The organism is Streptomyces sp. CA-243310 (assembly GCF_050936775.1).
Taxonomy (GTDB): domain Bacteria; phylum Actinomycetota; class Actinomycetes; order Streptomycetales; family Streptomycetaceae; genus Streptomyces.
In genome coordinates this window covers 736,361-756,339 of record NZ_JBNJMF010000002.1, presented here as the reverse complement: position 1 = coordinate 756,339, position 19,979 = coordinate 736,361, and the positions used below count along the sequence as shown (strand labels likewise).

Below are 19,979 nucleotides of genomic sequence, written 5' to 3'. Positions count from 1 at the left end.
CGACCGTGCGACGGGCGGCGCCCGCAGGCGAGCCCGGCCGGTCGAACCGAGGGGGACTCCACCATGACGCAGCACCAGCTCGACACCGCGGCACCCATGGTGGTGGTGAGGGACCTCCGGCGGAGCTTCGGAACCGGTCAGCAGGCCGTACACGCCCTGCGCGGCGTCTCGTTCGACATTCGCGGGGGCGAACTGGTCGCACTCAAAGGCCGATCCGGGTCCGGCAAGACGACCCTGCTGAACCTGGTCGGCGGACTGGACGTCCCCAGCGGCGGCAGCGTCGTCCTCGACGGAACCGACCTGGCCACTCTGGGCGAATCCGGGCGACTCGCAGTGCGCCGCGACCGGATCGGTTTCGTCTTCCAGTCCTTCGGGTTGATCCCGGTCCTGACCGCCGCCGAGAACATCGGCATCCCGATGCGCATGCGAAAGGTCCCGGCCGGGCAGCGCGAGGAACGCGTCCGCACCCTGCTGGCCCTGGTCGGTCTCTCCGACCACGCGGCGCAGCGCCCCGGAGAACTCTCCGGCGGTCAGCAACAGCGCGTGGCCGTGGCCCGGGCCCTGGCCAACGAGCCCGCCCTGATCATCGCGGACGAGCCCACCGGCCAGCTGGATTCCGAGACGGGCCGCTCGATCATGGAACTGCTGCGCGCGGTGGTGCGCGACGAGGGCGTCACCGCCCTTGTCGCCACCCACGACCCGAACCTGGTGGAACTCGCGGACCGGGTGGTGGAACTGCACGACGGCCGCGTCGCCGAGCCCGCGACCGCGCTCGCGCCGAAGGCGTAGGGGACGGGCGGGCGGCCGTGGTCAGCCCGGGACCCAGGTGGATCGGCGGACGGATCAGCGGCGGTCCGGAGCCGGCCGGGCGCCGATCAGTCGAGCCTCCGACACGCGCGGATCAGACCTCCGACACGTGCGGATTCAGAGCACCTCGGCGGGCGTCCCGCGAAAGGAGGAGCGGTAGGCCTGCGGGGTGATCCCGGCGACCCGCTTGAACCGCTCCCGGAACGCGGTCGGGGAGCCGAACCCGGACTGCGCGGCGATGCGCTCCACGCCGTACTCGGTGGTCTCCAGCAGGAACTGGGCCCGACGGACCCGGGCGCGCAGCAGCCACTGCAAGGGAGTGGTCCCGGTCTGCTCCCGGAACCGGCGGCTGAAGGTGCGCTCGCTCATGCCGGTCCGGGCGGCCATGGCGGCCAGGGTGAGGTCCCGCCCCAGGTTGTCCTCGATCCAGGCGAGCGCCGGCTCCAACAACGACCCGCGCGCCACGGGGGGTTGGGCGTGGACGATGAACTGGGCCTGACCGCCCTCCCGTTCCAGCGGCATCACCGACAGTCGCGCGGCGTCCGCCGCGACCGCCGAACCGAAGTCCCGCCGGATCATGTGCAGACACAGGTCCAGCCCGGCCGCCGCCCCCGCCGAGGTGAGCAACTGCCCGTTGTCGACGTAGAGCACGTCGGGGCGTACGTCGACCAGTGGGAACTCCTCGGCCAGTCGCGCGGCCGCGATCCAGTGGGTCGTCGCCCCCAGTCCGTCCAGCAGACCGGTCGCGGCGAGGACGAACGCGCCCGCGCAGATCGAGGCGATCCGGGTCCCGGCCGCCGCGGCGGAGCGCAGGGCCTCCAGTACCGCCGGGTCGGGCGGCGGGGCGTCCTCCGCGCGGCCGGGCACGACGATGGTGTCGGCGTCGGCCAGGGCGTCCAGTCCGTACGGGGCGCGGATCGTGAACGCGTTGCTCGCGGTCACCTCGCCCCCGGTTCCGCACACCCGGACCCGGTAGGGCAGCCGTCCGTCGGCCAGCCGGGCCCGCCCGAACGCCTCGACGGGGGTGGCGATGTCGAAGGCCACCACATGGTCCAGCGCGAGAACCGCCACGGTATGCATGAGACCCAGGGTAGTTCGGTTCCCGCCATGCTCCAACGGGCAGGTCACGGTGCTGTGGGGGCGAAGGAATCCGGTGGCGCGGGTTGGCGGGAACCCGTTGCCCTTTGTCGTTCCTGCCCCTGTGAGGAGTCGGGCGAGCCTCCTAGCGTGGGTCGCGCACACCACCCCGAAGCGAAAGAGGCAAGCGGACATGCACGTTCGGTTCGTCCTGTTCGATGGATTCGACCCCCTTGACGACATCGCCCCCCACGAGGTCTCGCACGCGGCGGGCACGCTCAGCGCCACTGTCGCCCCGTGACCGCGTTCCTGCTCGCCGTGCACGTGGTGGCGGCCATCCTCGCCGTGGGGCCGGTGGCCGTCGCGGCGAGCATGTTCCCCGCCGCCACCCGGCGCGTGCGACCCGGTGAGTCCGGCGCACCACCCGCCGGGGTCGGCGCGTCCGCGGCGTCCGCCGCGTCCGGCGTGGGAGCGGTACGGCTGTTGCACCGCGTCTGTCGGGTCTACGCCGCGGTGGGCGTGGCGGTGCCGGTGTTCGGCCTCGCGACGGCGTCCTCCCTCGGGGTGCTGACCGATGCCTGGCTGATCGCCTCCATGGCCCTCACGGCCGTAGCCGCCGCGATCCTCGCCTTGCGGATCCTGCCGGGCCAGGAGGCCCTGGTGGCCCGACTGGAAGAGGGTACGGCGCCGGTGGAGAGGGCCGAGACGGCCCGACTGGCCATGCTCACCGGCGCGTTCAACCTGCTGTGGGTCACGGTGACCATCCTCATGATCATCCGCCCCGGCTCGACGACGGGAGCCTGAGGTGAACGCGACCCACTCCGGACGGCTGCTGCCGACGGCCGCCGGCATCGAACTCGGCTCGCTCGTCGTCCTGTTGGTGAACCTCGCCACCGTGCACCTGGCGTCGATCTCCACGCTCGCGGGCCCCGTGCACGGCTGCGCCTACCTGTTCACCCTGGTCGCGGTGGCTCGCGACCCGAGACGTACCCCGCTGACCACGGGACTCGCCCTGCTCCCCGGGATCGGCGGTGTCCTGGCCCTGCGCGGGCTCACCCGATCCGATGCCGGAGCCCCTGTCGGCTGAGGCTCAGGGGACCAGTCCCTCCATGACCTCGGGCGGCAGCGAGGGATTGCGGGCCGCCGCCTCTGCCATGCCCTCGTCGGGTCCGGTGAGCAGGGAGGCGAGAAGAGAGGGGGACAGCGCCGGATGCGCGGCGGCGAGCGCCACGGCCTGGTCGTGGCGGAGGTCTCCGCGCTCGGCGAGTGCGGAGGCGAGTTCCTCGTCCGCGAGCGCGATCAGCCGGTCCAGCAGGGCGCCGGGCAGCGCCGGATTGGCGGCGAGGCCGTGCGCGACACGGTTCATCGGGACTCCTTCGCCGCGTCCCGCAGGGCGCCGGTCAGGGTGTCGAGGTACGGCCGCGCGTCCCGCCGGCGCGCGGTGGCCAGCCCGAGGTGCCGGGTGGGGCGGGGCGGCTCGACCCGCACGGCGACGGGCGCCCCGGACGGGGCCGCGGGGCCCGGCCGGGGCGCGTCGGGCGGGGTGGCCAGGGCGACCTGGGGAACGAGCGAGACACCGACGCCCGCCGCCACCAGGGTCTGGGCGAAGAAGTAGTCGGTGGTGGAGGCCGAGATCCGGATCTCGAAGCCGGACCGCTGCGCGTACCGCCGCAGGTAGGCCTCGGTCCTGAGGCAGCCGAGCACCCAGCGGGCGCCGGTCAGTTCGGCCAGGGCGATCGAGTCGCGCCCCGCGTGCGGGTGGTCGGGCGGGAGCACCACCCACAGGGGGTCGTCCATCAGCGGCGACCAGTCCACCCCGGGCAGCGCGGGCAGGGGCTCGTCGAAGTGGTAGCCGACGGCGAGGTCCGCCGCACCGTCGCGCACCATCGGCAGCGCGCTCTCCGGTTCGGCCTCCCGCACCGTCAGCTCGACCTCGGGGTGCGCCGCCACGAACCGGGACAGCGCCGTCGGCAACAGATGCCGGCCCCCGCTGGTGAACGTGGCGACCGTCAGGCGGGGGCGGGGCGCGCTCAGACGCTCGATCGCGTGCCGTACCCGGTCCAGTTCGGCGAAGATCGACTCTGCGGCCTCCGTCAGCAGCCGGCCCGGCTCGGTGAGGGTGATCCCGCGGCTGCCGCGCACGACCACCGGCCGGCCGACCCCGCGCTCCAGCGTCGCAATGTGTTGGGAGACGGCGGAAGGGGTCAGGCGCAGGGCGCCGGCCGCCTTGTTGAAGCTGCCGTGTTCGACCACGGCGCGCAGCACGCGCAGCCGTTGCACATCGATCAACAGTTTTCCTTACGGCGAGTTCAGCAAGACATCAGTACCGCCGGGGACCCTACAGCGGCAGAGTCGAACACATGCGAAATTTCCTGGTCATCGGCGGGAGCCGGTACTTCGGCAGGCATCTGGTCACCTCGCTCCGCGACGCCGGCCACCGGGTCACCGTCCTCAACCGGGGATCCGCCGCCCCGCCACCGGGCGTCGTCCACCTCCTCGCCGACCGCGACGACGAGGCGCGGCTGCGCACGGCCCTGGGGCGGCGGAGCTTCGACGTCGTCCTCGACCAGGTCTGCTACACACCGGAGCAGGCCACCCTCGCCCGCCGTGTCTTCACGGGCACCACGGGGCGTTACGTGATGACCTCCACCATGGAGGTACACGACCCGGCGCCCCCCACCCGCGAAGCGGCCGGCTACGTGCGGGGCAAGCGGGAGGCCGAGGCGGTGCTGGCCGCGGCGGAGTTCCCCTTCGTCGCCGTACGCAGCGCCCACGTCCTCGGCGGCGGGGCCGCCGAGTTCACCGGGAGGCTCGCGCACTACGTCGGGCGGATCGGCTCCGGCGCCCCGGTGGACGTCCACGAGGCCCCGCGCCCCACGTCCTTCATCCACCACCACGAGATCGCGGACTTCCTGCGCTGGACGGCGGAGCAGAGCTTCACCGGCCCCGTCGACGCGGCCTCCGACGGGGCCCTGACCGTCACCGAACTCTGCGAGCTGATCGGCGAAGGACTGGGACGGCGGCCCCGCTACCGGACGGTCGGGGCGGGCGGGCCCGCGTCGCCGTTCTCCTTCGACCGGGACTACGCGCTGGACAACTCCCGTGCCACCGCACTCGGTTTCCGCTTCACCCGCACCGCGGACTGGCTGCCGGGGGAGATCGCGGAAGCCGCGCGCCCGGCCCTCCGCGATCATGTCTGACGATCGCCCGGGTGCCTTCCCAAGGGTGTCGCCACCGCGGAGTTGCTCACACTGAAGGTGACGCTGCCCGCCCGGTAACGATCATCGGACCACTCGATCGGCCGGCCGGTACGGGTGGCGGAGACATGACGCTGGCGCAGCAGCGCCCCGCCGCGCCTGATCCCCAGGAGCCGGGCGTCCTCGCTCCCGGCCGGCAGCGCGTCGATCAGGTGCTCGCCGTACTGGGCGACGATCCCCGAGTCGCGCGCGAGGCCGTCCATCACGGAGCGGCAGTCCTCGGGCAGCGCCTCGACCGCCGCCGCGACCCAGTCGGCGTACGCCGTGCGCTCCACCATGGTCGGCTCACCGTCCAGCAGGCGCAGCCGCAGCACGGCCAGGATCTCCGTACCCGGCGGCACCGCGAGCCGTCGCGCCTCCTCGGCGCCGGCGGGGCGTCGGGTACGCGAGAGGAACCGGCCGGCGGCCTCGTGTCCCACGCCCTCGGCCCACTGGGCGAAGCTGTTCAACTCGCCGAAACTGTGGTTGCGCTCGTGACGCAGGACGATCCTGCGCGCGCCCTGCCGAGAGCCCACGAGCCCCTCGGCCGCGAGGGTGGCCACCGCCTGGCGGACCGTGCCGCGCGACGCCGACCACCGGGCGGCCAGGTCGCTCTCCGAGGGCAGCCGCGCACCCACCCGGTACTCGCCGGACAGGATCGCCTGCCGCAGCGCCTCGGCGATCTCCAGATACCTGACCGTGCCCATGCCGTGTGCCCCTCGTCGAACCGACCGACCTCTTGCCCGTTACTCATGATCATCGAACCGCCCCTGTCACGGCTTCTTTCGGTCAATCTCCGCTCTTCCGCAAGCCGTGCTCCACGGTCCAGCCTCCGTTCACCGTCCGTACAGCGGGCACGGGCGAACTGGAGCCAACTTGTTCAGACAAGTGGTCGGACAAGTGGTCGGACAAGAAACCCCCTTCGTCTCCAGGAGAGACCGTGCTCAGTTCCTCCGCCCGTCGTGGTGCGGCCGTACTGCTCGGCGTCGCCGTCCTCACCACGCTCAGCGCGTGTGGTGCCGCCCCCGACCAGCAGAACGCCGGTTCGACCGGTGACGCCAAGAAGGGCGTACAGCCGGGTGCCGCTGCCTCCCTGGCCGACTTCGGCGACCTGAAGGCCCTCGTCGCCGCGGCCGAGAAGGAGGGCCGGCTCAACGTGATCGCGCTGCCCGCCGACTGGGCGAACTACGGCGAGATCCTCAAGGCCTTCCAGGCGAAGTACCCCAAGATCCAGATCAACAGCGAGAACCCGGACGCCGCCAGCGCCGACGAGATCGCTGCCGTCAAGTCCCGCAAGGGCCAGAAGCGCGCCCCCGACGTCCTCGACCTCGGCATCGCCTTCGCGCGCAGCGGAGCCGGCGAGAACCTCTTCGCGCCCTACAAGGTCACCGCCTGGGACAAGATCCCCGCCGGTCAGAAGGACGCCGACGGCCGCTGGTACAACGACTACGGCGGCTACATCTCCATCGGCTGCGACGCCGCCCGCGTCCCGAACTGCCCGAAGACCTTCGCGGACCTCCTGAAGCCCGAGTACAAGGGCAAGGTCGCCCTCAACGGAAACCCGACGAAGTCCGGTTCCGCCTTCGGCGGCGTCTACGCGGCGGCCCTCGCCAACAAGGGTTCCTTCGGTGACATCCAGCCCGGCATCGACTTCTTCGGGCAGCTGAAGAAGAGCGGAAACTTCATCCCCGTCGAGTCCACCCCGGCCACCGTGGAGAAGGGCGAGACGCCCATCTCCATCGACTGGGACTACCTGAACGCCGGCTACGCCGACCAGTTCAAGGGCAAGGGCGTCGACTGGAAGGTCGCCGTCCCCACCGACGGCGTCTACGCCCAGTACTACTCGCAGGCCATCAACAAGGACGCCCCCAACCCGGCCGCCGCCCGCCTGTGGATGGAGTTCCTTTACAGCGCCGAGGGCCAGAACCTCTGGCTCAAGGGCTACGCCCGGCCCGTCCTGCTCCCCGGCATGACGCAGGACGGCAGCGCCGACAAGACCGCCGTCGAGAAGCTGCCCAAGGTCCAGGGCACCCCGTCCTTCCCGGCCTCCGCCGAACTCGACAAGGCCAAGGCCACCCTCGCCGAGAAGTGGGACAAGGCCCTCTCCTGATGTCAGCCTCCTCCACCACCCCCCACCAGGGGACCGCCGGCGGCGCCCGCCGCCGGCGGCGCGGCCCGCGCACCTGGCTCGCCACCCTGCCCCTCCTCGTCTTCACCGGGCTGTGCTTCGGCATCCCGCTCGGCGCCATCGCCTTCGGAGCCGTCACCACCACCGACCCGGCCCGCGGTACCACCACCCTGACCGGAGAGCACCTCGCTCGCTCGCTCCAGGGCCCCTACCTCGACTCCCTCGTCGGCAGCGTCCGGCTCTCCGCCCTGACCGCGCTGCTCGGCGGCGTGCTCGGCGTGCTGATCGCCCAGGCCGTGGTCACCTCACGGTCGACGGCCCTGCGCAGCGCCACCCTCACCGCCTCGGGTGTACTGGCCAACTTCGGCGGCGTCCCGCTGGCGTTCGCGTTCATCGCCACCGCCGGCATCTCCGGAGTCGTCACCCGACTCGCGGACCTCGGCGGCCTCGGCTGGAACCTGTACTCCTTCACCGGCCTGTCCGTGGTGTACCTCTACTTCCTCACCCCGCTGATGGTCCTGGTCATCGCGCCCGCACTCGACGGACTGCGCCCCCAATGGCGCGAGGCCGCGGAGAACAGCGGGGCCACCGGCCGCCAGTTCTGGCGCCACGTCGGACTGCCGGTCCTCGCGCCCTCGCTGCTCGGCGGGTTCGTGCTGCTCTTCGGCACGGCCTTCGCCGCGCACGCCACGGCCGCCGCACTCGTCGGCGGCTCCGTGCCCCTGGTCACGCTGAAGATCGCGGACGCGCTGGCCGGGAACGTCCTCACCGGCCAGGAGAACGTGGCGCTCGCCCTCGGCCTCGACATGATCCTGATCGCCGGCCTGGTCATGGCGGTCTACCTGCCCCTCCAGCGACGGAGCGCCCGATGGCTGCGATGACCCCGACGCCCACCCGCACCACCGTCGAGGCCCTGGAGGCCGCCGCCGCGGGGGCGCCGGTCGACGCGCCGGCCCGGAGCCCGCGCAGGTCCCGACCACGCCCCCGGGTCTGGCGCGGCGCCGTACTCCTCCTGGCGGGCGCCTACTTCCTCGTACCGCTCGTCGCGTCCTTCGTGTTCACCGTGCACGTGCCGGGCCAAGGCGTCACCTTCGCCGCCTACACCGAACTCCTCGCCGCCGACGGCTTCACCGAGAGCCTGCTGCTCTCCCTGGGTCTCGCCGCCGCCACCATCGTGCTGTCGCTGCTCCTCGCGGTGCCCGCGCTGATCGGCGTCCGCATCGGCTCGCCCGGGCTGCGCCCCGTCGTCGAGGTCATGTGCATGCTGCCCCTGGTGGTGCCGCCCATCGCGCTCGTCACCGGCATCACCACCGTGCTGCGGTGGGGACCCGAACACCTCTCGCGCACCCCGCTCTACCAGACCTTCCTCGCGGTCCAGGACGAGCGGTTCCCCGTCGTCCTGGTCCTCGCCTACACCGTGCTGGCGCTGCCGTTCGTCTACCGCTCCCTCGACGCCGGCCTGCGCGCCGTGGACGTGCCCACCCTGGTCGAGGCGGCCCGCAGCTGCGGCGCGAGCTGGCCGTACGTCGTCCTGCGCGTCCTGCTGCCCAACCTGCGGGCCTCGCTCGCCGGAGCCGCCTTCCTGACCCTGGCCCTGGTGCTCGGCGAGTTCACCATCGCCTCCCTCCTCGGGTTCCGGCCCTTCGCGGTGTGGATCGTGTCCATTTCCGGCGCCCAGGCCCGGATGTCGGTGGCCGTCTCCATCCTGAGCCTCCTGATCACCTGGCTGCTGCTGCTCGCCCTCTCGCGGGCCGGGACCACCCCGACCGCCGCGACAGGCGTCGCCCCCACCTCCCGCAAGGAGTCCTGACCCCCATGTCCACCACCCTTCCCGTGACCCGGAAGCCGGCGGATCCCGACACCCCCTCGGGGGCGCGCGTCGAATTCCGCGGCCTGCGCAGGACGTTCGGCTCCACCGTGGCCCTGGACGGTCTCGACCTGACCATCGAACCGGGCGAACTCGTCGCCCTGCTCGGACCGTCGGGCTGCGGAAAGACCACCGCGCTGCGCGTCGTCGCCGGCTTCGAACAGCCCGACGCGGGTGAAGTCCTCGTCGACGGACAGGACATCACCCGCGTCCCGGCCAACCGCCGCGACGCCGGGATGGTCTTCCAGTCGTACAGCCTCTTCCCGAACCTCAACGCCCGCGACAACGTGGCCTTCGGCCTGCGCGTGCGCAAGGTGGACGCGACACGGCGCCGCGAGCGCGCCGCCGAACTCCTCGACCTCGTCGGCCTGCCCGACCACGGCGACCGCTACCCGCACCAGATGTCCGGCGGCCAGCAGCAACGCGTCGCGCTGGCCCGCGCCCTCGCCCTGCGCCCCCGCGTCCTGCTCCTCGACGAGCCGCTCTCCGCGCTCGACGCCAAGGTGCGGTCGAACCTGCGCGACGAGATCCGCCGACTCCAACTGTCCCTCGGCATCACCACCGTGTTCGTCACGCACGACCAGGAGGAGGCCCTGTCGATGGCCGACCGCGTCGCCGTGCTGAACGCCGGGCGGCTGGAGCAGTGCGCCGCCCCCGCCGAACTGTACGAGCGGCCGGCGACTCCCTTCGTCGCCGAGTTCGTCGGCACCATGAACCGGCTCCCGGGCCGGCTCGCCGACTCCGGGCTGGTGGAGGTGGCGGGCGCGCGACTGCCCGTGGACGGCCCGGTCCCGACCGGCAGGGACGTGGAGGTGCTGGTCCGCCCGGAGAACGTCACCGCGACCGCCGATGCCGCAGGCACCGCCACCGTGGTCTCCGCCGCCTTCTTCGGGTCCGTCACCCGACTCCACCTCGAACTGCCCGGCGGGGCGAGCGTCAAGGCCGACCTGCCGTCGCGGGACGCCGGGGAACTGCCGCCCGGCGCGCGGGCGACCGTGGGCCTGGCCGAACGGCCCGTGCTCGTCGTGGCGAGGGCCGAGTGAGCGGGCTCGGGGCGGTCCTGTTCGACATGGACGGCACCCTCGTCGACACCGAGGTGCTGTGGTGGCGGACCACCGAGGAGACCGCCGCCGCGCTGGGCCACGCCCTGACCGACGCGGACGCGCCCGAGGTCGTCGGCCGGGCGGTGGAGGACACCGCCGCCCACCTCGTACGGGTCACGGGCGGGGGAGACCCCGCCCGGGTGGGCGCCGCGCTCACCGAGGACTTCCTGCGGCGGGTGCGGGCCGGCGCGCCGATGCGCCCCGGCGCCCAGCGGCTGCTGACCGCCCTCACCGCCGAGGGAGTGCCCTTCGCCCTGGTCAGTGCCTCGCCGCGGGTGGTGGTCGACTCGGTGCTCGCGGGCGCGCTCGCCCACGTCCCCTTCGCGCTCACGCTGTCCGCCGACGACACCGCGCGGACGAAGCCCCACCCGGACCCCTACCGGGCCGCCGCCCGGCGACTGGGCCTCGTACCGCAGGCGTGCGTGGCGGTGGAGGACTCCCCGGACGGCGCGGCCTCGGCGGAGGCGGCCGGCTGCGGGGTCCTGGTGGTGCCGTCCCTGCTGCCGGTGCCCGCCTCGGCGGCGCGCCGCTTCGCCCGGACGCTGGAGGAGGTCACCCCGGACGCCTTGCGCGCGTGCCTGGCCTCGCACCTCCCGTCCTGACGTCTCGGGCCCCGGCGCCTCCCATCCCGTGGAACCCGCCGCGGGGACCGGGCCGGGCCCCGCACGGCCGGCCCGGCGCGGAGGGCGCCCACGCGGACCCTCACGCGGCCGGCTCCGATGTGCGCCTCGGTCGCGAGCCCTCGGTGGCCGGCGGCCGGGCCCGCAGCACCCCGGCCGCGCCCGCCGCGACGAGGCAGAGTGCGACGGGCAGCAGCAGCGCCAGGTTGAGCGGCACCAGGTGGGTGAGCGGGCCGATCACGGCCGGGCCGGCCAGCATGCCGAGGTATCCCAGGCCGGCGACGCGGGACACGTTGGTGCCGGAGCCGCCCCGGTCCTCGTGTCCGGCGGCGCTGAAGAACTGCGGGACGCAGCCGGACAGTCCGAGACCGAAGGCCGTCCAGCCGGCCAGCGCCACCGGCACGGAGCCGCCGAGCGCGGCGGCCGTCAGCCCCAGGGCCGCCAACACGGCCCCGTAGCGCACGACGGACACCGGACCGGTCCGGGCCACCACCCGGTCCGTGACCAGGCGTCCGGCGGTCATCGCGGTGGAGTAGGCGCCGTAGGCCAGGGCGGCGGTCGCCGCGGGCGCGTCGAGGACGTCCCGCAGGTGCAGCGCGCTCCAGTCGTTGGCCACGCCCTCACAGAGCATCAGCGCGAAGGCGAGTGCGGCCAGGGCCCAGATCCGCGCGGGCGTACGCCGCTTCACCCCCGGCGCGGCCTCGGCGCGGTCCTTCGCCTGCTCGGCGGGCGGCGGCAGCAGGGCCGCCGAGGCCGGCACGGTGAGGACGAGCCCGAGCACGGCCACCGTCGTCAGCGTCAGGGTCGTGCTCCAGCCGAGCCCGAGCGTCAGTGCCCCGGTGAGCGCGGCGAGCACCCCGCCCAGCGAGAACACCGCGTGGAAGGCGGACATGACCGGCCGCCCGTAGGCCCGTTCCACCTGTACGGCATGGGTGTTCATGGCGACGTCGAGACAGCCGTTGCCGAAGCCCAGCACGAACAGGGCCACGCCCAGGGTCAGGACGTCACCGGCGAACGCGGGCAACACCAGGGCGGCACTGCAGACGGCCGCCCCGACCGGAACCGTGCGGCGGCTGCCGAGCCGGTCCGTGAGCGGCCCGGCGATCTGCATGCCCAGGAACGCCCCGCCGCCCAACAGCAGCAGCAGCGAGCCCAGGACGGCGTGGCTGATGCCGGTGCGGTGTTCCACGGCGGGAATGTGCACGATCCACATGCCCATGAGGAAGCCGTTGATCGCGAAGAAGGCGAAGGTGGCGAGGCGCGCGGCCCGCAGGGATCTGCTCATGAAAAGCACCATAGAGAACAGATTCCATGTTCACCAGCTTGAGTTTCGAACATCCGGAATGTTCAATGAGGGTATGGCGAGCACAGCGAGTACCGATCGACTGAGACGGATCACCGAGGCCGTACGCGAGCGCGAGCAACTGACCGTGACGGAACTCGCCGAACTCACCGGCGCCTCGGAGATGACCATCCGCCGCGACCTGGAGGCACTGGCCGACCAGGGAGTGCTGGAACGCTTCCGAGGAGGCGCCCGCAGCCTGCTGCTCCGCGGCGAAGAACCCCCGTTCGCCCTGCGCGCCCGGGAGGGCGAGGACGTCAAACGCAGGATCGCCGCCGAAGTGGCATCCCTGATCGCGGACGGCGAATCGGTGGTCGTCGACAGTGGCACCACCTGCCTGGAAGTGGCCCGCGCCCTGAGGGAGCGACGGATCACCGTCATGCCACTGTCCCTGCACGCGGCCAACGCGCTGACCGGGGCGCCGCACCTGACGCTTCTGCTGCCCGGTGGACTGCCGCGCCCGGGAGAGCTGGCCCTGACCGGACCCCTCACCGAGACCTCGCTGGCCGCGCTGCGCTTCGACACCGCCGTCATCGGCTGCTGCGGTCTGGTCCCGACGGACGGCCTGACCGCCTACGACCTGGCCGACGCCGCGGTCAAGCGCGCCGCCATCGCCTCGTCGCGGCGGGTCATCGCGGTCGCCGAGGCGGCGAAGCTGACGCGCACGGCGCTCGCCTTCGTCGCACCCGCCGCGACCCTGCACGCCGTGATCACCGACACCTCCGCCCCGGAGGCCGCCATCGAGGCGCTGACCCGGGAGGGCGTCACGGTAAGGGCGGTGTGACGGGACCGGGCGCCACTCGGCCCGTCACGGCAAGGCTGCCGTGACGGGCCGAGGGCGCCCGGGCACCGGCTCGGACCTCTCCAGGTCGTCAGGCGCGGGCCCGCCACGCCACCCTCACGCGCAGAGGGTCAGGATCTCCACGACGCCCTCCGCGTACGCGGCCGTCACCGAGTCAGGGCCGCCGGCCGCCTCCCGGCGCAGCTCGGGCAGGGACCGGCGGACGAAAGCCGCGCACTGCCCGTACAGCCCGGCCTCGTGCGAGGAGCCGTCGTCCTCCGTGCCCAGCAGGGCCAGCAGTGTGCGCAACAGCGCCTCCCGGGTCGCCTGGCGCGGCGGCCCCGCCGCCCAGATGGCCATCAGCACCGCGCAGGCCGCCGGAGCCGGCGCCTGGAGCCTCGACCACGTGAAGACATGCCCGGCCAAGGCGTGGAACGCGGCCGGGTGTCCCTCGGCGGCGTCCCAGAGCGTGGGTACGAGATGTCCTGCGGAATGCCCGCATCCGCATTCGATGGCCTCCCAGTCGTGCCGTTCGATCTCCGCCTCCACGGCATCCGGCACCAGGGGGCTGCGCCGGGGATTGTCCGTCCGTTTCATGGAGCCAGTATGGGAGCCGCGGACCACCCCCGACCAGGGCCCATCCGGCTGGCGGTACGAAACGTTGACCGACCGTGTCCCGGCGGCCTCCGCGACGGTCGATCCGCCCCACGGAACGGGGTCGACAGGACACTTTCGGTCACGCAGCCGATGAGGTTCGGCAGGCGCCGAGTGGCGGCGGCCGGTGACGACCGAGGGCGACAGGGCGGCGGCCGGTGACGACCGAGGGCGACGGGGCGGCGGCCGCGCGTCCGGAACCGGATCCCGTGACCGCTCGTCCCAGACCGCGTGTGGAACGCAACGAAGAGACGAAGAGCACTGGCCGTCCTGTTCGCCCTGCTCGCGACGCAACTCGGCAGCCTCGTCGCCCCCGCCTACGCCTGCGGCTGCGGGGCGATGGTCCCCGACGGCTTCTCCCGGATCGGGGTGGCCCGCGAGACCTCGGTCGTGCGGTGGGACGGCCACAAGGAACAGATCGTGATGCGGTTCACGGTCGGCGGCGACGCCAAACGCGCCGCCTGGATCATGCCTGTGCCCTCGCGGGCCGGCGTCGAACTCGGCGACCCGGACCTGATCCCCGAACTCGGTCGACTGACCCGCCCCGAGCACAAGACCCGTACGTACTTCTGGCCCCGCGACCGCGACTGGCCCTTCTCCTCCGGCCGCCTCGACGGAGCCGGCGCCGCACGGCCCGGCGCCGGCGCCCCGTCCGTCGGCGTCGTCGGCCGCGAACGGCTCGGCGACTTCGACGTCGCCCGACTGACCGCCACCGACCCGGACGCCCTGGGCGACTGGCTGGAGAGCAACGACTTCAAACTGCCCGACCGACTCGCCGCGGAGCTGAAGCCGTACGTCGACCGGAAGTGGGAGTACGTCGCCGTCCGCCTCGCCCCCCGCGAACAGGGCGCGACGCTGGGCGGCGAACTCGACCCGCTGCGCATCAGCTTCGCCAGTGACCGACTCGTCTACCCGATGCGACTGTCCCGACTCGCCAAGTCCGCCCAGGCGCTGGGCCTGTACGTACTCGCCGACCACCGGATGGAACCCGCCTCCCCGATCGGCGGGGCCGCCCCGGAGGTGACCTTCGCCGGGACGGTCACCCCGGAGGGCTCCCTGGCCGAGTTCACCGGCGGAACCGCGCCGGTGTTCCTGACCGCGATCGACCAACGGTTCCCCGACCCCGGCCGCATCGACGGGGACCACGAACTGCGCGCCACCGCGAAGGACACCCCGTTCCGGCAGGTCGTGTACCGGGACGAACTCCTCACGGCGGGCGGCGTGCCCGTCTGGCTGTCGACGGTGGCGGGAGCCCTGCTGGTCCTCGTGGGTGCGGCGGTGACCCTGCTGTCCATACGCCGTACCCGACGCCGCCGTCGCGCGTCGGCCGCGACGGCGCCGGCGCCGGGCTGACCGGGCGAGGGGCGCGCCCGGTCAGGGTGCGTTCCCCGGCAGACGCCCACCGCCCGACGGGTCCTACGGGCGCAGCCCGGCGATCAGGGCGGCGGTGCGGGCGAAGTCCACGGGGCCGGTGTTCCAGTCGGCGCCCATCGGGCTGACGGCGATCCTGCCCGCGCCGACGGCCTCCACGTCGCCGCCCCGGGCAGCGGGTCTCAGGTCCACCTTCACGCTCATCTTCCAGGTACCGTCGCCGGCGTCGGTGAAGTCGGGCCTCAGCAGGGTCTGCGGGTCCTGGAAGGTCGAGGCCACCCCGACCGCGGTGCCCTTGCCGTCGGCGCCGACGACCGGATGGTTGACGTTCAGCCCGACCCCCGCGGGCAGGAGCGGCCCGGACCGGGGCGCCCGGACGCGCAGCCGGTCGATCAACTTGACCGCGAAGTCCACGGTCGGCCCCATCGCGTTGACCGTGGTCACCGGATCGGGCGTCGTCACACCGCCCGTGCTCAGGGCGATGGCCGGCACACCGGACTCCAGCGCGGCGACCGCACCGCCCACCGTGCCGGAGTGGGTGGCCAGGCCGGCCACGTTGGGGCCGAAGTTGGTGCCCGACACCACCAGATCGGGGGCGCGACCCGCGAACACCTCGGACAGACCGAAGGCCACCGAGTCACCGGGAGTGCCGTCCACCGCCCACACGTTCGCAGCGGGGTGTCGCACCGCGATCGACGGTGCGCTCGCCATCTTGGTGCCCGTGCCGCTCTGGTTGGTGAGCGGCGCCACGATGGTCACGTCGTGTCCGGCGGCGGTCAGTCGCTCGAACGCCTTGCGGATGCCGGGAGCGTCGAAGCCGTCGTCGTTGGTGAGCAGGATCCGCAACGGGGCGGCGGGCGTGGGGGCGGGTGCCGGTCGGGCCTGTGATGCGGCGGCCGCCGGCGCCGTGCCGGCCAGGGTCGGCGCGCACAGCAGCAGGGCGGCCAGGGGCATGACGTGATGGCGTCGCACGGAACGCTCCTTCGAGGAAGGGGAGTGGGCAGGGATATCGAGCGCCGAGATCGGTGAACGGCAGGTTACTTACACGTGTCACCTGAAGTGCTGGGACACTGTGTAGCACCCATCCAGCGCTGCCGCCAGAGGTGGGGACGAGCCCTCGCGCGGATCGTGCCCCAACCGGAAGCCTGTGGACGGGCACGAACAACACCCGGGTGGATCAACGCCCTTGACTGTCACGGCCGGCGGCCGGCCCGTGCCCCGACCCTCCCTCGACATGGCGCGTGCAACCTTCGGAAGGCCCGGCGGCGGCGGGGCGGGGTTCGATCCGGCCGCACGCATCGCGATCGGGCCGCACTCCTCGAGGGCGCGGTCCACGAGCTGATCCGGACGGGGTGCGACGGCGCCGGTGCCCGAGGTCGAGCCGATCCTGATCCACCGCGAGACCTCCGGACGCCCCGCCCCGTCCGGGGGTGACCGGGCGATGCGGTGATGACCGTCCCCTGCCGCCCGCACCGTTGGCGCACGGGCGACCGCACACGTCGATGCGCCGTCGATCGACGGCGCGTGGCGTACGCCCCGGCCCTCAGGCTTCCGTTCGGGGCGTTCCGGGCGCTCGGGGCGTTCGCGGCGCGGGTCGCCAAGCCGACGGCCAGGCGACCTCGTCGGTCGCGGAACCGGGCACGCCGATACTGCTTCGGGCGCTTTCCCACGTACCGCCGCCGGGCCTCCCGGAACTCCTGGTACGCCTGATCCCAGTTCTGCTCGACCTCGGCCGTCACTCCCCGCGCGAGGTGTTCCAGGCGCCACAGGCAGTGGTTGAGCGACTTCGACGCGGTGTTGGTCCTGGTGTCACCCACAAGTCCGCACGTCGCGGACAGGGCGGACCGACGGGCTTCCCACTCGGCGAGTTCTTCGAGCACTTCGCCCGTGAGGTCCAGTGGTGCGGGACCGGTGACCAACCCGTGTGCTGCGGCGATGCGTTGGTAGCGGGCGGCGAGTTCCTTCACGCTGTGGAGGTACTCGGCGTAGGCGGTCATCCGGCGCTCGTCCCATCGGATCGACTGCTGCCTGCGCCATTTGGTGCGCTCGTTCAGGCTCACCGCCAGGAACGACGTGACGGCGCCGAGCGCGACGCCGACAAGCGGGAGCAACTGCCCTGCCACACTCATCAATGCCCCGATCCATGAGCGGACCCGTCGCACGATCATTCGCATGCGAAACCTTCATGATCGCGACGCTATCGTTTCCGTTCGCGCTTGAACACCCTCGGTCATCGGCGCGGTGGAACTCGCCTCCCGGCGACGGGAACGGGTCGCCGGCCCCGGTGATGCCCGGTCAGGCTGACCTCCCGTCCGGGGCACGCCGCCGAGCGGAACACCGCGCCGCCGCTGCCCGCCTCCCCGGCCACGGCCACGGCGCGCGGTCTCCCGTCCTCGACGAGCTTCCCGTGGCCGGCCGTTCGGCCGTCCGGCCTGCCCAGGTCGGGACCCACTCGACGAGCGCGTCCTCGGCGGCCTCGAAGTCGCCGCACCGAAGGACGCGAGGGCGCCGATCCCGGAGCTGCCGGTCACCCGGTTCGCCGAGACGTCGTCGGCTGCCACGAAGAACCCGACGGCGCCGCTCACGAGGGCAGCACGCCCGAGCGTGTTTCGAGGGTCCGGGAAGCGCCGGGGCAGCGTGGTCCGGCCCTCAGCCCGACGCCGCCACGGGGCGAGACCGGTACCGGACCAGCACGCGCCGGGGCCGCCCCCCGGCGACCCCGACCCGTGTGCTGGCCCGTGTGTCGACCCGTGTACCGACCCGCGTCGCGATCCGCGTGTGAACCCGCGTACCGACTCGCGTGCGGACCCGCGTTCCGACCGGTGCACCGACCTGCGTGCGGGCCCGCGTACGGCCGCCCGGGTCGGCAGGCTCGCTCCGCGCCCAGGGCTGACCCGCTCCGCCCACGGCGGCCCCGCGCCCCGGCCGCCCTGGCGGGGGAGCGGGGCCGAGGTCCGGTGTTGGGGCGCGAGGTGCTTGTCAGCTTTCGGCGCGGAGGTGGTGGGACAGGAACGCGACGCTCTCCGCGACGATGCGCGGGACGTCGGGGGAGCCGAGGAAGATGTGGTCGGCGCCCTCCACCGGCCGCAGGACGACCTCGCCGCCCGCGCTCTCCAGTGCGGCGGCGAGCAACTCGCTCTGGCTGTACGGGACCAGCCCGTCCAGCCGGCCGTGTACGAGGAGGAACGGCGGCGGGTTCGAGGACACCGCCGCGTACGTCACCGGGCTGGCGGCCTTCGCCAGTTCCGGGCGTGCGGCCACGCCCGCACCCAGGAGGGCCTCGTACGGGTCGGGGAACTCGACACCGGGGGGCATCGGCGGCATCGGGTGCTCCGAGAGGGAGATCAGGTCGGAGACCCCGTACCAGTCGACCACGGCCCGCACGGTGGTGTCCCCGGAACCCACGCCGTGCGCGCCCTCCAGCGCCGCTCCGTCCGCGCTGTCGGGGCGGACGAGGCCCGCGAGCGCGGCCAGGTGCCCACCCGCCGACTCGCCCCAGACGCCGATCCGGTCGGCGTCGAGGCCGAGGACCCCGGCGTACGCGCGGACGTAGCGGATCGCGGCCTTCACGTCGTGCAACTGCGCGGGGAAGGGGGCTTCGAGGCTGTGCCGGTAGTCGATGGAGACGAGGGCGAGCCCGGCCCCCAGGACCGCACCGTGCAGCAGCGCGGCCGGCACGGTCGGCGGAGGGTAGCGCCGGTCGCCGTCCAGCCATCCGCCGCCGTGGATCCAGACCACCACCGGGAAGGGACCCTCGCCCGCCGGCACCCGAACGTCCAGCAGTCGGGGCCGGTAGCCGGGCGTGGTGGCGTAGGTGATCCCGTCGTGGTGGCGGACCCCGTGCTCGTCCGTCACCGGGGGCTCGGGGGCCCGGTAGGGAGGCGGCGGCCAGGTCGTGTCGGCCGGATCGAAGGCGACGGGCGCGGATGTGGCGGGAGGAGATTGCGTCATTGCGGCCCTTCCTGTGCGGCGCGGCCCGTAGGGCCGGCGGGGTCGGTGCGAGGCCAGGCGTGGTGATGCATGTCCGGAATGCTCGGGCGGTCACCGGTGCGAGCAGCCGGGTTACACGTGTAATCGCGACTCTAACGACGCGTTTCCGCCGAGCACAAGCCCCACCGTGGTCCTGGTTCCGCGAGGCCCGATTCGCCCGTTCGGACGCTTTCCCCGGCGATCGGGCGGGGCCGAAAACACCGGTCCCACATGATCGACTTGCCAGTGTGATCACGTGTCTGACGCGACGCACGTGAACGAGAAGGACGACGAACGAGAAGGACGACGCTGCTGCCCGATCCTCGACGAGGCCCGTCTTCGTGCTGGTGCACGGGGCGGGCGGCAACTCCTACGGGTGGGCCCCCGTCCTGGCCGAGCTCGCCCTGCGCGGGCACCTCGCGGTGGCGGTCGATCTGCCCGGCCACGGGCCCGGAGCCTAATTCCCGTGCTCCTACCAGACACCACAGGACCCCGAGGGGCTGCGCACCGAACCCTCGACGACGGCCAAGGCCACATCGGCCCACTTCACCGACCACGTGGCCGATGTGGTGCGGCGGGCGCACCGGCTCGGCCCGGTGGTGCTGGTCGGTCAGAGCATGGGCGGACTCACGCTGAACACCGTGGCCAACCGGGTCCCCGAACTGATCTCGCACCTCGTCTACGTCTCGGCCTTCTGTCCCTCCGTGCGGGCCACCATGCAGCAGCTGATGACCGCCCCCGAGGCCGCCGGCAGCGCCATCTTCCGCCTGCCCGTCGTGCCCACGCCCGCGGAACGGGGGATCAACCGGGTCAACTGGCGCTCCGGCGCTCCCGAGTTCCTGCGGATCTTCCGTGAGGGAATGGCCGCCGACCGCACGGACGACGAGGTCCGCAACCTGCTCAACATCCTGGAGCCCGACGAGTCGGCGGAGATCGGCGCCGCCGACACCCGGGGCCTGCCCGAGTCGTGGGGTCGGATCCCGCGCACCCACCTGCGGTTCACCGACGACCGGCCCCTTCCGGG

General features: G+C 73.1%; 19 protein-coding genes and 2 pseudogenes. 13 read left to right on the top strand and 8 right to left on the bottom strand.

Annotated elements, in window-relative coordinates:
- Positions 1–63: 63 nt before the first annotated feature.
- On the top strand, positions 64–789 hold the full coding sequence (locus tag ACQEVM_RS20925; RefSeq protein ID WP_433081243.1) for an ABC transporter ATP-binding protein: 726 nt from the start codon (positions 64–66) through the stop codon (positions 787–789).
- Between the two features lie 135 nt (positions 790–924).
- Here ACQEVM_RS20925 and ACQEVM_RS20920 read toward each other — a convergent pair whose 3' ends face one another.
- A complete protein-coding gene (locus ACQEVM_RS20920; protein WP_433081241.1) occupies positions 925–1,887 on the bottom strand; it encodes a GlxA family transcriptional regulator in 963 nt (320 codons plus the stop codon).
- Positions 1,888–2,077: 190 nt separating this feature from the next.
- Here ACQEVM_RS20920 and ACQEVM_RS20915 point away from each other — a divergent pair.
- The 3 genes and pseudogenes from ACQEVM_RS20915 to ACQEVM_RS20905 form a co-directional block, all read left to right on the top strand.
- Positions 2,078–2,167: pseudogene (locus tag ACQEVM_RS20915) on the top strand (DJ-1/PfpI family protein); the annotation flags it as partial.
- A gap of 14 nt (positions 2,168–2,181) precedes the next feature.
- Positions 2,182–2,688 (top strand): hypothetical protein, encoded by a 507-nt coding sequence (locus ACQEVM_RS20910; protein WP_433081239.1) that lies wholly within the window; start codon positions 2,182–2,184, stop codon positions 2,686–2,688.
- 1 nt (position 2,689) lies between these two features.
- Positions 2,690–2,971 (top strand): DUF3817 domain-containing protein, encoded by a 282-nt coding sequence (locus tag ACQEVM_RS20905; RefSeq protein ID WP_433081237.1) that lies wholly within the window; start codon positions 2,690–2,692, stop codon positions 2,969–2,971.
- A gap of 3 nt (positions 2,972–2,974) precedes the next feature.
- On the opposite strand, the gene ACQEVM_RS20900 is transcribed toward ACQEVM_RS20905, so the two are convergent.
- The gene (locus ACQEVM_RS20900; protein ID WP_433081235.1) at positions 2,975–3,250 is read right to left on the bottom strand and encodes a hypothetical protein; all 276 of its coding nucleotides are present in this window, start codon (positions 3,248–3,250) and stop codon (positions 2,975–2,977) included.
- Positions 3,247–4,173, bottom strand: coding sequence for a LysR family transcriptional regulator (locus ACQEVM_RS20895; protein WP_433081233.1), 927 nt, complete (start codon positions 4,171–4,173; stop codon positions 3,247–3,249). The genes ACQEVM_RS20900 and ACQEVM_RS20895 overlap by 4 nt, the downstream gene beginning before the upstream one ends.
- A 71-nt stretch (positions 4,174–4,244) precedes the next feature.
- On the opposite strand from ACQEVM_RS20895, the gene ACQEVM_RS20890 reads away from it, so the two are divergent.
- Positions 4,245–5,084 carry an NAD-dependent epimerase/dehydratase family protein gene (locus ACQEVM_RS20890; protein WP_433081231.1) on the top strand — a complete coding sequence of 280 codons (840 nt, stop codon included), beginning with the start codon at positions 4,245–4,247 and terminating at the stop codon, positions 5,082–5,084.
- Here ACQEVM_RS20890 and ACQEVM_RS20885 read toward each other — a convergent pair.
- The gene (locus ACQEVM_RS20885; protein WP_433081229.1) at positions 5,075–5,827 is read right to left on the bottom strand and encodes a GntR family transcriptional regulator; all 753 of its coding nucleotides are present in this window, start codon (positions 5,825–5,827) and stop codon (positions 5,075–5,077) included. The two genes, ACQEVM_RS20890 and ACQEVM_RS20885, sit on opposite strands and share 10 nt — an antisense overlap.
- Before the next feature lie 233 nt (positions 5,828–6,060).
- Between ACQEVM_RS20885 and ACQEVM_RS20880 the strand changes: the two genes are divergently transcribed.
- From ACQEVM_RS20880 to ACQEVM_RS20860, 5 genes are read left to right on the top strand one after another with little or no spacing between them, the layout of a single operon-like run.
- Positions 6,061–7,230 (top strand): ABC transporter substrate-binding protein, encoded by a 1,170-nt coding sequence (locus ACQEVM_RS20880; RefSeq protein WP_433081227.1) that lies wholly within the window; start codon positions 6,061–6,063, stop codon positions 7,228–7,230.
- Entirely contained in the window at positions 7,230–8,129 is a 900-nt protein-coding gene (locus ACQEVM_RS20875; protein ID WP_433081225.1) for an ABC transporter permease, read from the top strand. Before ACQEVM_RS20880 ends, ACQEVM_RS20875 begins: the two co-directional genes overlap by 1 nt.
- Positions 8,117–9,058: an ABC transporter permease gene (locus ACQEVM_RS20870; RefSeq protein ID WP_433081223.1), complete on the top strand. Its 942-nt coding sequence runs from the start codon at positions 8,117–8,119 to the stop codon at positions 9,056–9,058. Before ACQEVM_RS20875 ends, ACQEVM_RS20870 begins: the two co-directional genes overlap by 13 nt.
- A gap of 5 nt (positions 9,059–9,063) precedes the next feature.
- On the top strand, positions 9,064–10,158 hold the full coding sequence (locus ACQEVM_RS20865; RefSeq protein WP_433081221.1) for an ABC transporter ATP-binding protein: 1,095 nt from the start codon (positions 9,064–9,066) through the stop codon (positions 10,156–10,158).
- A gap of 26 nt (positions 10,159–10,184) precedes the next feature.
- On the top strand, positions 10,185–10,820 hold the full coding sequence (locus tag ACQEVM_RS20860) for an HAD family hydrolase (protein WP_433085286.1): 636 nt from the start codon (positions 10,185–10,187) through the stop codon (positions 10,818–10,820).
- A gap of 100 nt (positions 10,821–10,920) precedes the next feature.
- On the opposite strand, the gene ACQEVM_RS20855 is transcribed toward ACQEVM_RS20860, so the two are convergent.
- Positions 10,921–12,123, bottom strand: coding sequence for an MFS transporter (locus ACQEVM_RS20855; RefSeq protein ID WP_433081219.1), 1,203 nt, complete (start codon positions 12,121–12,123; stop codon positions 10,921–10,923).
- A gap of 73 nt (positions 12,124–12,196) precedes the next feature.
- Between ACQEVM_RS20855 and ACQEVM_RS20850 the strand changes: the two genes are divergently transcribed.
- Positions 12,197–12,964 carry a DeoR/GlpR family DNA-binding transcription regulator gene (locus ACQEVM_RS20850; RefSeq protein ID WP_433081217.1) on the top strand — a complete coding sequence of 256 codons (768 nt, stop codon included), beginning with the start codon at positions 12,197–12,199 and terminating at the stop codon, positions 12,962–12,964.
- 114 nt (positions 12,965–13,078) lie between these two features.
- Here ACQEVM_RS20850 and ACQEVM_RS20845 read toward each other — a convergent pair whose 3' ends face one another.
- On the bottom strand, positions 13,079–13,558 hold the full coding sequence (locus ACQEVM_RS20845) for a hypothetical protein (protein ID WP_433081215.1): 480 nt from the start codon (positions 13,556–13,558) through the stop codon (positions 13,079–13,081).
- 288 nt (positions 13,559–13,846) lie between these two features.
- Here ACQEVM_RS20845 and ACQEVM_RS20840 point away from each other — a divergent pair, with 288 nt between their 5' ends.
- Entirely contained in the window at positions 13,847–14,968 is a 1,122-nt protein-coding gene (locus ACQEVM_RS20840) for a DUF2330 domain-containing protein (protein ID WP_433081213.1), read from the top strand.
- 63 nt (positions 14,969–15,031) lie between these two features.
- On the opposite strand, the gene surE is transcribed toward ACQEVM_RS20840, so the two are convergent.
- On the bottom strand, positions 15,032–15,958 hold the full coding sequence (gene surE / locus ACQEVM_RS20835) for a 5'/3'-nucleotidase SurE (protein WP_433081211.1): 927 nt from the start codon (positions 15,956–15,958) through the stop codon (positions 15,032–15,034).
- 2,007 nt (positions 15,959–17,965) lie between these two features.
- Complete coding sequence (locus ACQEVM_RS20830; RefSeq protein ID WP_433081209.1) at positions 17,966–18,937, bottom strand: alpha/beta hydrolase fold domain-containing protein; 972 nt, start codon at positions 18,935–18,937, stop codon at positions 17,966–17,968.
- A 359-nt stretch (positions 18,938–19,296) separates the two neighbouring features.
- Here ACQEVM_RS20830 and ACQEVM_RS20825 point away from each other — a divergent pair.
- Positions 19,297–19,944: pseudogene (locus ACQEVM_RS20825) on the top strand (alpha/beta fold hydrolase); the annotation flags it as partial.
- Positions 19,945–19,979 lie beyond the last annotated feature (35 nt).